Genomic DNA, 12,680 nt, shown 5'->3' on the forward strand with positions numbered 1-12,680 from the left:
CACCGGACGGAGCACCATGTGCGCGGAAGTCGCGCGCTCGATTGCCCGTCAGAATCAGCGCGTGCTGTGCCTGGACGCCTCATGGTCGTGCCCGACGCTCAATGTCTTGCTGCACGCGGAGGAGCCGCGCTTCGATTTCCGCTCCGAGCCGATCCCGCCGATCGGCGAAGACGGATCGCACGTGGCCGACTTTATCGTGCCCACCGGCAGCAAGAATATCTGGTTGGCCAATATCGGCTCGGCTCGCCATTTTCCGTTCGTGCGCCCGCGCCTGGGCGCCGACGCCATCCTGGCGCAGTTGCACGAGCTCGACTTCGACTGGATTCTCATCGATCTTTCGCCGGGCCTCGACCCGTTCGACGTCGGCCTGTTCACCCTGAGCGACGTCCCCATCGTGGTCTGCTCGCCCGAGCCCGCCTCGGTGCGCATGTCCACCCAATACCTGCGCTCGGCCTTCTACCAGGCGATCGGCTACCACCCGCAGGCGCCTCAGGCGCGTGACGACGTGCTCGAGATGCTCTACGAGCAGCCGCTCAACATGAGCCTCGACAGCCTGATCGACAGCGCGCGCGACTCCGAGGAAGCACGCCACGTGGTGCTCGACACCGGCCGGCGCTTCGAGACGTATCTGGTGGTCAACCTGGTGCGTGAGGGCTCCGAGCGCGATCTGGGCTACGTGTTGTGTCACGCCTGGCACCAGGAACTGAACATCTTTCCGCGCGTGCTCGCCGCGGTCGACTACGAAGATCGGCGCTGGTTCTACAATCGGCGCACCACCGGGCTCGGCCCGGGGCGCGGCGACGAGGCGCTGTCCAAAGACACCGAGACGCTGGCCAAGAATCTGCTCGACATCTCGCTGGTCGACGCGCGCTTCCCACGCCCGGTCCCGCGCTCGTCGAACACTCACCCGGCGCTGCAGCTCGGCATCAGCCCCGAAACCGCCAAGAACGAGGTGCGCCAACACTGCCGGCGTCTGTGGGAGGGCTACCGTCGCGAGGAGAGCATCTCGCTGGTCTTCAGCAACCCCGCCGACCGAAAGAGCATCGCCGACGAGCTCGAGACGCTGTATCGACAGGTCCTGACCATGTCGAGCGACACGTTCAGCCCCGATCAGGTGCAGGCCGCGCGCCGCGACGCTGTGCGTCGTCGCCCTGCAGCCGAGGCATCCGAGGCGCCCCAAGGACGCCGTCGCAACGAGACGCCCCCGCTCCCCATGCAGGCCGCCCGACGAGAGCCGCCCCAGGCTAAATCGGACGCCTCCGAAGGCTCCACCAACGAGACGGCGCCCGACAACGTCGCCGACGAGGCTAAACAGGCAGGCCGAGAGGCCGAAGCCGACGAGGCGCCGACCCAACTCGACAAGCTCCGCGCCCGCACCGACTCCCCCGGCGAAATCGTCGCCTCGCTGCGCCGACAGGCCGACTTGAGCCTCCAGGAGCTCAGCCTGCGCACCCACATCGGCATCAAATACTTGGCCGCCATCGAGGACGCCGACCTCGAAGTGCTGCCGCGCCCGGTCTACCTGCGCGGCTACCTGCGCGAGATCGCGCGCATCTTCGACGTCGAGGCGCAGCCTCTCATCGACGAGTATTTTCGGTTTTTGGAGGAAGGGTGATCGATCACTCAAAACAAGTTGATGAATCCACGCTGCCGGTCTATCCTCACAAGCGGTCACTCAACCAACCACCGATAAAACGACATGGCTAAAGTTTCTGATCCCAAGAAGGCAGCTCGGCGCGCACGCGTCATCGCCTCGGATATCGCCATCTACCCCGACATTCAGAAGAAGATCGAGCGGGGCATCAAGAACGACAACCTCTTCGAAGAGCTCGCCGACGTGCTCCGCGAGGCGCGCAGCCACTTCGAAGCGTACGTGGACGCCGACCTGGTCGAGAACACGAATATCTTCGAGAAGGCGTTCATCGACACCGTCTTTGCCAACACCGCTCACATCGATAGCGAGATTTGGTAGGCGAACCGACCACATTTAGCTTCATCGTCGAACCCGACGACGAGGGGATGCGTCTGGATGTCTTTCTGGCAGACCAGGACGATCCCCCCATTTCACGTTCCCAAGTCAAGAAGCGGATGAACGCCGGCGAGATCACCGTCAACGGTGAGCACGTCAAGGCGGGCTATTCGCTTCGTGAAGACGACGTGATCCGTTGGGAGTTCCAGCCGCCCAAGAAGCCCTCGCTCGAGGCGCAGCCCATCCCCATCGACCTGCTGTACGACGACGGCTACCTGGCCGTGGTCGACAAACCGGCAGGCATGGTCGTGCACCCGGCTCCGGGCCACCCCGACGGCACGCTGGTCAACGCCCTGCTCTACCACTTCGACGACCTGGCCGGCATCGGCGGCGAGCTTCGCCCCGGCATCGTCCACCGCCTCGACAAAGACACCAGCGGCGCGCTCGCCGTGACCAAATGCGACGAGGCGCACCGCTTCTTGGCGCGCCAGTTTCGCGACCACTCCATCGAGCGCAAGTACCACGCGCTCGTCTTCGGCCCGGGCCTCGACGACGAGGGCACCTTCGAGAGCTGGCACAAGCGCGACCCGAACAATCGCTTTCGGTTCACCGGACGCATCGAGGCCAAGCGCCGCGCGATTACCCACTACAAGGTCAAAGAGCGCTACGATTCGGGCGTATGCCTGGTCGAGTGCTGGCTCGAGACCGGCCGCACCCACCAAATTCGCATGCACTTCTTCGAGGCGAACGCCCCGCTGTTGGGCGACGACGTCTACGGCGGCAAGAACACCTCGAGCACCAAGCTCATCGACCGCCAGGCGCTGCACGCCCGCGAACTCGGCTTCGACCACCCCGAAGGCCACCACGTCCACTGCGAAGCGCCCTACCCCGACGACTTCGCCCAGGCCCTCGAGGCGCTGCGCGCCGGTAAGGACTGGCGTTGAACACCATCGCTGAACTCATCGGCATAAGCGAAGCCCACTTGGGCTGGCTGCTGTCGGCGGCCTTCGCCGCCATCCTCATCCTCATCGTCATCGCCCGCGCCGTGCGCCGAAGCTTTCGCTCCTGGCGCGCCCAACGGCGCGGCAAGGCCGCCTCGCGCAGCGAGAAAGCCGCCGCGCAGCTATTGGAGCGAGAGGGCTACCGGGTGCTCGATTCACAGGTCAGGGCGTATTGGACGGTGACCATCGACGGCGAGCCCCACGACATCGAGATTCGCGCCGACCACCTGGTGGAGAGCGCTGGGCGGCGTTATATCGCCGAGGTAAAGATGGGCGCCGAGGCGCCCCAGATCACGACGGCAGCGACGCGCCGGCAGCTTCTCGAGTACCGCTGCGCCTACGACGTCGACGGCATCCTGCTGGTCGACATGCAGAAACTGGTGATTCGATTGGTGGAGTTCGACCTGAACGACACGATTGATGCCTGAGTGCATTCACGGAAGACTTTCGCGAAGTGTTCGGTGCGTGGGCATCTTGCCTTCGTCGGCGAGCGCTGGAAGCACTCGCACCGAAAGACAAAAGTCCTCCGTGATTGCTCTTAGCCCTCGCAGCGAATCAGTTCAGCAACAGCTTCGACACGTTCATGATCCTGCGGTTGATGTCCCGGTTCATGAACGAGGCGCGAAGCTCGTCGTCTTCGATGCGGTCGCGACGGTGGACGACGAAGTCGCGGGCGCGGGCAATGGCCTGCTTTTTGTCGTCCTGGAATTCGTCTTCGTCGGGCAAGATCTGGGTGTGGAAGTACAGGATGGCGTCCATCGAGTAGATCTCGCCGTCGTCGACCGTGTCGACGGCCGCCTGGGACTTCTCGATCGCCTCGTCGCGACGCCCGAGGATGCGCAAGGCGCGGGCCATCAGAGAATTGGCGTAGGCGGTGCCCCAGGTCATCTCGGCGGCCTCGCTTCGCTCGAGGCCGTCCTCGGCCTGCATCAGCGCCACGCGGGCGTCGTCGGAGGTGCCTGCGGCCAAGCGCACCTCGGCGAGCGCGAGGGTGGCGTGGATGCTCAGGTAGACGTTCGGGATGGAGTCGGCGATGCGCAGGCCCTCGTGCAGCGCTTGGTCGGCGGCCTTCAGCTCGCCCTGGTCCAGGTAGCACAGGCCCAGCGAAATCTGGCCGTCGGCGATCACGCCGTTGACCCCTGCTTTGCGCGCCAGATAGATGCCGCGCTGGATCTTCGAGATGGCCCGGTCGACTTCGCCGAGCAGGTAGTAGGCGTGGCCCAGGTTGATCAATACGCTCGCCTCGTCGCGGCGATGGCCAAGACGGCGGCACTGCTCGAGCGCACGCTCGTAGCGCTCCAGCGCTTCGGTGAACTGACCGTTGTAGACCAGCGCCACGCCCGTGTTGATCAAGAGCAGACGCGTCTGCTTGCCGATTTCGCCGCGCTCGGCGTGCTCGAGCGCTTCTTCGTAGGCGTCGAGCGCCTCGCGGTGGCGGCCCGACTGGCGCAAAATGATGCCGCGCAGGTTGTGGCAAGTCGCCAGGCCCTCGGCCGTCTCGTCGTCCTCGTCCTCGTAGACCGCGATCGCCTTCTGGAGCAGCTCGTAGGCTTGATCGCGCTTGCCCTCGTTCATCAGGCACATGACCTCGAGCTGCCAGCTCTTGGCCAGACCGATTGGACAATCATGCTCGCGAGCCACCGCGCGCGCCTCGTCGAGGTGGGCGCGGGCGGCGCCAAAGTCGCCCTCGTCGAAGTGGAACCTCGCCTCGCGCAGCAGCACGTCGACCTGCTCGTCGGGCTCGCCGATGCGCATGACCAGTTCGTGCAGGTCGGCCAAGGTTCGGCGGCGATTGCCGACCTGGCCGAGCTCGTGAAGCGCCTGCTCGCGCAGCAACAGCGCCTCGAAGCGGCTCTTGCTGTCCTCGTCGGCGCGCTCGAGCACCTTGGTGCACAGCCGAAGGCACTCGGCGGCGCCGAAGTCGCGAAACGCCTCTTCGGCAGCCATCTTGTAGTACTCGACGGCCTTCTCGGCCTCGCCGGCGCCGTCGAAATGCTTGGCGATGAGCGCGTTGTCGGCGATGCCGTGCTCGCCGGAGCTCGCCACGAGGTGCTCGGCGATTTGCAGGTGTAGCGACTCCGCCTCTTCGGGGAGCAGGCTTCGCGAGGCGACCTCCTGAGTCAGCGCATTGCTGAAGCGATAGCGGCGCTGCGCGTCGGGAATCGCCAACGGGTCGTAGGTGTCGTTGGGCGCCGGCTCGTGGCTGTCGGTGCGCTCGAGCAGGTCGAGCTCGACGAGCTGCTCGAGCTCCTCGACCGGCTTGCGTCCCAGGACGAGCTCGGCGTCGGCCACCGAAAATGGCGTCCACAACAACGAGACCTTCTGCAACACGATCTTCACCGGCAGCTCGAGCCGGTCGATACGCGCGCCGATGAGGCCCTCGACGCTTGCGGGCAGCCACTGCGGACTCTCGTCGCTCGTCTCTAGCTTTTGCAGCTCCTCGGCATCGTCGAGCAGCCCGCGGTCGCGCAGGACCTCGACGACCTCCTTGATGAAGAGCGGGTTGCCGCCCGAGCGATGCAGCACCTCGTCGACCAGACGCTTGTCGAAGACGCCGTGGACCCGAAGCAGGTCGCGCACCAGCGCCCGCGCCTCGTCGGGGTTGAGCTCGCCGAGTTGCTCGACGGTCACGTGCTGCGCGTTGGCGAACGCCTCGAAGGCGCTGTCGCCCTCGGGCACCCGCGAGGGGTTGGCCGTGGCGACCATGAACGCCGGCGCGTCGCGCCGCGAGTTGAAGAACTGCGTGGAGAACTCGAGCGTCGACTCGTCGAGGTTTTGCGCGTCCTCGACGGCCAGCACGATCGGCTTTCGCTCCGCAAAGCGAAGCAACACCTTCGAGATCGACAGGTATTTACGCGCGCGGCGCTCCTCTCCGTCGAGGTCGCGAAAGCGACTGCCGGGGTATTTGACGCTGAAAATCGAGCCGAGCGAGTGCAGCAGAAGCTCGCGCTCCTCGGCATCCTCGTCGGGAAAGAGCGCCTCGACGCGGGTGCGCAGCGTGTCGCGCAGCTGACGCAGGTCGTCTCGGGGCCCCAGGCGCATCACCTCGGTCAGAAAGTCGGCCACCGCGCCCAGGGGCACGTCGCGCTCGAAGGGCGTGATCATCGCCCGCACGATGCGCACGTTTCTGGGGGCGAGCCCTGCCAAAAACTCCTCGACGAGTGTCGACTTTCCGATGCCCTGCTCGCCGGTGATGAGCATCGCGCCGGCCTGGCCGCGAAGCAGCGTCTGGCGGTAGGCCGTGCGCAGCACGCGCAGCGGAATCTCACGTCCACGAAACGCGCGGTAGCTTCGTCGCAACTCGTCGAGCTGGGCGCGCTGGCTCTTGCGGCCTACCAGCCGGTGCGGCCTGAGCGAGCGCTCGTTGCCCTGGGCGTCCTCGAAGCGAATCTCGTCGACCGTCTCGCACTCGTACTCGCGGCGCACGCGACGGTAGACCTGCCCGCCCAGCAACACCTCTTTGGCCATCGCCGCTTGCGCCAGACGCACCGCGACCTCGTGAGCGGAGCCGAAAAAGCCCCACTGGTAGTCCCCGGGGCTCGTGTTCGTGCCGCGCTCGATGAGCGCCTCGGCCACCCCGGCGCCGATGGCCAGTTGCAGCGGGCTGTCGAGGCTGAAGCTCATGCCCGCGATCGCCTCGTGCAGGTCCATCGCCACGCGCACGGCGCGCTCGGCGTCGTTCTCGCTCGACACCGGGATGCCCAGCACGATGACAAAGTCGTTCTCGTTGACCCGGTGGACCACGCCCTCGTTTTTGAACGCGATGGAGTCGACGATGCGGGTGTACTCCTGCAAGACCTGCAGCCAGCGCGACTGGTCGGAGGTGCTCGAGCGTAGCTCCAACAAGCCGATGACCTCGCCTGCGATGACCACGACCTCTTTGCGCTCGCGCGCCAAAAGCTCGACCTTGCTCGGCTCGCCCTGCCCGTCGGCGACGAGCGTGTCGTCGGTGACCGGGGTCTTCTCGTTGATCACCTGCGTGCCCGCGCCGGCGGTCGTCGGCCCGCCTAAAGTTAGCACGTCGGTCATGGCGGTATTCGAGCGGTCCTCGGCGCTGTCCAGCTCGGCGTCGTCGGTGTGCTTTTCGACTTCGCGAAGGTGGCTCGCCAGGGTCATCGCGTCGTGGATGTCGCCCAAGCCGTAGAGCACGCGCGTGAGCTCGACCTGCAGCTCGCGCGCCGACTGGAAGCGCTCGTCGGGGTCGCGCGCCAGGACCTTGTAGAGCAGGTGCTCGAGCTGCGGGGGCACGTCGGCGTTCAGGCTCGAGATGTCAGGGACGACCGCCGACTTGACCAGGCTGAGCGTCTCCTCCTGGGTCGTCTGCTTGAACAGCGGCCGGCCGCACACCAGCTCGAACAACACCACGCCCAGACTGAACAGGTCGCTTCGGTGGTCGACGTCCTTGCCGCTGGCCTGCTCGGGGCTCATGTAGCTGAACTTGCCCTTGACCACCTGCGGGCTCTCCTCGGCCACGCTCGTCGCCTTGGCGATGCCGAAGTCGACGATCTTGACGGTGCCGTCGCGCGAGATGAGCAGGTTCTGCGGGCTGATGTCGCGGTGGACGATCGACAGGTCCTCGCCGTACTCGTCCTTGCGCTGGTGGGCGTAGTGCAGCCCCTTGGCGACCTCGATGGCAATATAGACCGCCTCGCCGATCGACAGGGGCCTCGAGGCGCGGTTGCACGCCGACAGGATCTGGGCCAGGTCGAACCCCTCGACGTACTCCATGGCCAGGTAGAAGTCGTCGTCGACTTTACCGAAATCGTAGATCTGGACGATATTCGGGTGGTTCAGGTGCACGGCGATCTTCGCCTCCGAGATGAACATCTCGATAAAGCGCTCGCTCTCGGAGTACTCCGGCAAGATCCGCTTGATGACGAGGGTCTTTTGCAGCCCCTCGGCCCCATAGCTTCGCGCCAGGTACACCTCGGCCATGCCCCCCGTGCCGATCTTGTCGACCAGCTCGTATTTGCCGAAATAGGAGTTCACGTTCTCGCCAATGTCCTGCGTCCCGGGCCCGGCGCCGGCTAATTGCCCAACGGCGCCCACTCCAACTGCCTGAGCGCCTCGTACACTGCGACGGCACACGCGTTGGAAAGATTCAAGCTGCGCACTTTGTCGGTGATCGGAATGCGAATGAGCCGATCGTCGAAGCGCTGCATGATGTCGTCACTCAAGCCGGTGGTCTCGCGCCCAAACACGAACACCGATCCCGGCGAGTAGCTGACGTCGGCGTAGTTTTGCGTGGCCTTCTTGGAGAAAAACCACATCCGCTCGCGCGGAAACGTGCGCTCGATCGCCTCGAAATTCGGGTGCACGCAAAGCTTGACGTGCGGCCAATAGTCGAGACCAGCGCGCCGCAGGTGCTTGTTGTCGAGCTCGTAACCCAACGGCTCGACCAGGTGCAGCCACACATCGGCCCCGGCGCACAGCCGGCCGATATTACCGGTATTGCCCGGTATCTGTGGCTCGAAGAGCACTACGTGCAGACTCTCGTCCTCGGCAGTGCCCCACCAATCCTGCGGCTCCCGTACAACAAAACCTTCCGTCGACATCTTAATTATGCGTGCAAAGTACCGTGAGTTGGCTGTGTTTCCAAGGACCACTAGCCCTCACGGCAGAATAACGCAATCTGAATGGTTATTCATCCGTCATCGCGCGCACCTAACCACCCAAACGTTTGCCTTGCGAGGTTGACCACCCCTATTTTAGGAGACAGCTAAGGATTTGAGTGCGGCGAGGCGTACGTATTTTAGAGTTAAGACGTCTCTTTGCTCGAAACGGGTCGAACCATGTTCGAAATCTTCAAAAGCCATCGCCGCAAAAAGCTCTACGAGCGCCCCCTGCCCGAGGCTTGGGACGAGCTGCTGCACGACCACTTCTCGTTCATCGCGGAGCTGCCCGACGACGAGCGCGAGCTGTTCTACCGGCACTTGAAGATCTTTTTGTGGGAGAAGGACTGGTTCGGCACCCACGGGCTCGAGGTGACCGACGAGATGAAGCTCGTCATCAGCGCCTCGGCGGCGCGCCTGGCCCGCAAGCTGCCCGTGGAGGTCTACGACCGCGTCAAAGAAATCGGCGTGTACCCCAAGGGCTTCAAGCCCCCGCACGACGACGAATTCCACGCCGCCGGCATGGCCCACGACTTCGGCACGGTCGTGTTCAGCTGGGACGCGGTCAAAGAGGGCATCGCCATCCCCAACGACGGCCAGGACACCGCGCTGCACGAGTTCGCCCACATGCTCGACCTGAACGACGGCGTCTTCGACGGCACCCCCAAGCTGCACACCTACCGCGACTACGCCCCCTGGGTCGACGTCCTCTCCGACCACTTCGACCGCCTGCAAGACAACCCCGACCGCTACGACATCATCGACGAATACGGCGCCACCAACGAGGCCGAGTTTTTTGCCGTGGCCACCGAGTTCTTCTTCGAGAAACCCGAGACCCTGAAGCGCGACGCGCCCGATTTGTACGAGGAGCTGCGCAAGTACTACAAGGTCGACCCGATACGGCGGGAGCCGACGATCTTTCGGGAGGATTGAGCATATGCGACCGTCACTACGGGCAACGCTCGGCGCGAACAGCAGCGCCTCGCTCGCCCGCAGCTAAAGATTCCACTAACGCCCACAAGGGGCTCGGTGGTTGGGAAGCCCAGCTCGATCGGCCTTGATTCCAAGCTAAGCAAATGGCTCCGCACGGCTCATCGTGACCGGGAATGCTCGACCTACAACCTCTAAGTAACTGCACGGAGATTGTGCGGGAAAGCTCGGCGAGCAATCGGCGGCAAGCACAAGGAGACAGCCCGCAGGCGATGCCAGCGGCATCGTCGAGGGATGGCGACGCAGTGATTGGCGTCGAGAGCCGCCGAGATGACCGACAGAATCTTCGTGTAGTTACTTAAGTGCAATCACATAATTTTTGGCAGAAACGGTGTCTAGATTCGGGTCTTGCTGGGGAATGAGCCCCACCTTGACCGGAGACGAAATCATGGGACGTCCTGCCAAACATATCCAGCTCGCAAAAGAGCAAATCAACGAGTTGCACGAGTTCTATCACCACGCCAAGGTCGCCAGGGAGCGAACGCGAGCCCAAATAGTGTTGCTCGCTGGCGAGCAAGGCCTGTCTGCCCCTGAAATTGCACGCCTCGTGAACATGAGCCAGCAGACCGTGGGTAGATGGATTGCTCGATATCTCGATGAAGGCATTGATGGGTTTGCAGATCGGCCTCGAACCGGTGCTCCATCGAAAGTAACTGAGGAGTTTGTCGAGCGGCTCATCGAGGTGGTGCGCCACCGCCCGCGTGCCCTGGACCAGTCTGTTTCGACCTGGACGCTCGAGCATCTTGCCGAGTTCATGGCCGAAGAGTTCGATATCGAGGTCAGTGGCGAGACCATTCGCCGGCATCTCGCCGACAATGGAATCGTTTTGCGCCGTCCACAGCACAAGATCACAAGCCCCGATCCGTTGTACCGCGTAAAAAAGCGCAGATTGAAGCCACCCGAGAAAACTTAGGCGACGACGAGGTGCTCTACTACGCAGACGAATTCAACATCAGCTGGCTGCCCACGCTTCGAGCCATGTGGTCGCCCGTCGGCCAACAGGTCATGATTCCGACGCCTGGCATCACCACCCGACGCTACGGACTCGGCGCGGTCAACTGGCAGACCGGCGACTGCATCGTTCTGGTGCGAAGGCGCAAACGACGCATCGAGGCATGTGAGCTGCTCGAAGCCTTACTTACCAAGCACCCCGACAAGACCGTTTACGTCGTCTGGGACAACGCTGCGATGCACTCAAAAAAGGAAATCGATCACGTCGTCGACCAGAGCAATGGTAGACTCAAGCTGCTGTATCTGCCGACCTACTCACCATGGCTCAATCCGATCGAGATGCTGTGGAGGCACTGGCGCCGGGAAGTGACTCACTGCGAACTGTTTGAAACCATCGACGCGCTTGTCGATGCCACCAATGACTTTTTCGATCGCTGTAATCGACTGCGCCATAAGGTGCTATCGATCATTGGCTCAAAGCACCAAGACTTCTGTGTTTGCACTTAACCTCTTTGGGAGCCTCAGGATTGAACAGTGGGCCGGGGATCCGTTAGGCTCGGGCTATTCGACGGTGTTTGGAAATCGGTTGGGTTGCCACGAAGCCCTAGCCTCATTCGGTCAACCTTTACCCACTGCGCTTATGACATCAGACTCCCGAGCGCCGGCCACTTCCCTGAAGGACTGGTACGGGTGGCAAGTGATGCTGGCCGACGTTGCCGCACTGATCTTGTTGATCATGGCAGCCGCTTTGCTCCCCTCCTTCAGCTTCGTCATGATAGCAGCATTCTTGCTGGGCCCGGCTCTTGTTCACCACTACTTAGGCGGTGGGGTCGGCAAAGCGGCTGGCAGTTTGGTACTTCGCGGTTTAATGCCCTGTGCCGTTGCCTTGATTGGCTTGCTGCTGTCCGATGGCAGCTCGAGCATACCCGGGTTAGCCGTCCTAGACGTGGTTCCCGCGTTCGCATTGGCAACAGTTGCAGGCGTTGTCATAGATTGGTTCATCTTGTCGTGGCGAAGCTTGGATGCATTGCCTGAAGACTCGTGAACTCCTTTGGCGACTATGGCACCTGAGTCGACGTCCTCACCAATCACTTCCACGCGCTGCGAGACAACTCCGAACGGCTCATCGTGACCGGGAATGCTCGACCTACAACCTCTAACCCCTTGTGGGTGATACGGAGCTAGTAGCTGCGGGCGAGCACGGAGGCGAAGCCGACGTGTGTTGCCCGTAGCGGCGTTCCGACCCCTCGATCACCCTCCGGAAAGCCTCTGCGTGGCATTTCCGACCCCTCGAGCATCCTCCGGAAAGCCTCTGCGTGGCATTTCCGACCCCTCGAGCATCCTCCCGAAAGCCTCTGCGTGGCATTTCCGACCCCTCGAGCACGCTCTGAAATGCCTCTGTGTGCGATTTTCGAGGGCGCGCGTCGCTCGCGACTGCCTCTGCGTGGCGTTTCCGACCTCTCGGACACCCTCGCGGCTGCCTCGGTGTGGCATTTACGACCTCTCGGACACGCTCGAAGATCGCGTGCGGAGCGTCCTGGTCAGGCGCGTCGCCCGCTCTCGCCGGTCTTGACGGCGGCGCCGATGAGGTGGGCGATGCGGATGGGTTCGGGGATGTGTCCGGTGTAGGTGAGCCGGGCGAGCGCGTGGCGCACGGGGTCGGGCTGGGCGCCCTGGACTTGGAAGAAGATGGAGTCGGCCTCGTGGATGGGGCCGGCGCGCCCGATGAGCTCGAGGCGGCGTTCGGGTTCGGGGAGCTTGGTGAGCGCGTTTTCGACGGCGTCGAAGTCGGGGTAGTCGCGCATCACCGCCACGCACGGCAGCCCCAGGCGCCGATGCAACTCGGGCAGGTCGACCACGTTGAAGCCGCCCAGCGCGATGCCGTCCAACAAGAGCAGGTGGAGCTGCGGCAGGAATTTGCCGTCGACCAACAGCTCGCAGATGACGTCGGTGGCGTCCCAGCCGTCCTGGCGCACCTCCCCCCAGACCATCCCCTCGAATTTGGTGTCGGCGCAGACCACGCCGGCGACCGAGACCGGCCCGCCGCTTCCGCGCACGAACGGCGCGTCGTCGAAGCCGATGGCGCGAATGGTGCGTTTTCGTTGGATGACGCGTTCGAGTTTCATTGGTTTTTGGTTCTTGGTTCGACCCCGCCGC

11 protein-coding genes are annotated in these 12,680 nt (G+C 63.6%); 8 read left to right on the forward strand and 3 right to left on the reverse strand.

Going from position 1 to position 12,680, the window contains the following annotated elements:
- The first annotated feature begins 16 nt into the window (after positions 1-16).
- The 4 genes from FIV42_RS29780 to FIV42_RS29795 all read left to right on the forward strand — a co-directional run bounded on the left by FIV42_RS29780 (position 17) and on the right by FIV42_RS29795 (position 3,398).
- Positions 17-1,615, forward strand: coding sequence for a helix-turn-helix domain-containing protein (locus FIV42_RS29780; protein WP_141201229.1), 1,599 nt, complete (start codon positions 17-19; stop codon positions 1,613-1,615).
- Positions 1,616-1,699: 84 nt separating this feature from the next.
- Positions 1,700-1,972 carry a hypothetical protein gene (locus tag FIV42_RS29785; protein ID WP_141201230.1) on the forward strand — a complete coding sequence of 91 codons (273 nt, stop codon included), beginning with the start codon at positions 1,700-1,702 and terminating at the stop codon, positions 1,970-1,972.
- The gene (locus FIV42_RS29790) at positions 1,966-2,913 is read left to right on the forward strand and encodes an RluA family pseudouridine synthase (protein ID WP_222615345.1); all 948 of its coding nucleotides are present in this window, start codon (positions 1,966-1,968) and stop codon (positions 2,911-2,913) included. The genes FIV42_RS29785 and FIV42_RS29790 overlap by 7 nt, the downstream gene beginning before the upstream one ends.
- Positions 2,910-3,398, forward strand: coding sequence for a hypothetical protein (locus FIV42_RS29795; protein ID WP_141201231.1), 489 nt, complete (start codon positions 2,910-2,912; stop codon positions 3,396-3,398). Before FIV42_RS29790 ends, FIV42_RS29795 begins: the two co-directional genes overlap by 4 nt.
- Positions 3,399-3,525: 127 nt before the next feature.
- Here the strand turns inward: FIV42_RS29795 and FIV42_RS29800 are convergent, their stop codons facing one another.
- On the reverse strand, positions 3,526-7,959 hold the full coding sequence (locus FIV42_RS29800) for a serine/threonine-protein kinase (protein WP_141201232.1): 4,434 nt from the start codon (positions 7,957-7,959) through the stop codon (positions 3,526-3,528).
- Positions 7,960-7,997: 38 nt separating this feature from the next.
- The gene (locus tag FIV42_RS29805; RefSeq protein ID WP_141201233.1) at positions 7,998-8,525 is read right to left on the reverse strand and encodes a tRNA (cytidine(34)-2'-O)-methyltransferase; all 528 of its coding nucleotides are present in this window, start codon (positions 8,523-8,525) and stop codon (positions 7,998-8,000) included.
- 237 nt (positions 8,526-8,762) lie between these two features.
- Between FIV42_RS29805 and FIV42_RS29810 the strand changes: the two genes are divergently transcribed.
- The 4 genes from FIV42_RS29810 to FIV42_RS29825 all read left to right on the forward strand — a co-directional run bounded on the left by FIV42_RS29810 (position 8,763) and on the right by FIV42_RS29825 (position 11,568).
- The gene (locus FIV42_RS29810; RefSeq protein ID WP_141201234.1) at positions 8,763-9,515 is read left to right on the forward strand and encodes a M90 family metallopeptidase; all 753 of its coding nucleotides are present in this window, start codon (positions 8,763-8,765) and stop codon (positions 9,513-9,515) included.
- 445 nt (positions 9,516-9,960) lie between these two features.
- Positions 9,961-10,485 (forward strand): helix-turn-helix domain-containing protein, encoded by a 525-nt coding sequence (locus FIV42_RS29815; protein ID WP_168210306.1) that lies wholly within the window; start codon positions 9,961-9,963, stop codon positions 10,483-10,485.
- 11 nt (positions 10,486-10,496) lie between these two features.
- Positions 10,497-11,030 carry an IS630 family transposase gene (locus FIV42_RS29820; RefSeq protein ID WP_246099065.1) on the forward strand — a complete coding sequence of 178 codons (534 nt, stop codon included), beginning with the start codon at positions 10,497-10,499 and terminating at the stop codon, positions 11,028-11,030.
- Positions 11,031-11,223: 193 nt separating this feature from the next.
- Positions 11,224-11,568, forward strand: a complete 345-nt coding sequence (locus FIV42_RS29825; protein WP_141201235.1) for a hypothetical protein — start codon at positions 11,224-11,226, stop codon at positions 11,566-11,568.
- Positions 11,569-12,064: 496 nt separating this feature from the next.
- Here the strand turns inward: FIV42_RS29825 and FIV42_RS29830 are convergent, their stop codons facing one another.
- Positions 12,065-12,649 (reverse strand): endonuclease dU, encoded by a 585-nt coding sequence (locus tag FIV42_RS29830; protein ID WP_141201236.1) that lies wholly within the window; start codon positions 12,647-12,649, stop codon positions 12,065-12,067.
- Between the last annotated feature and the right edge of the window lie 31 nt (positions 12,650-12,680).

Source organism: Persicimonas caeni, assembly GCF_006517175.1.
Classification (GTDB): Bacteria; Myxococcota_A; Bradymonadia; order Bradymonadales; family Bradymonadaceae; genus Persicimonas; species Persicimonas caeni.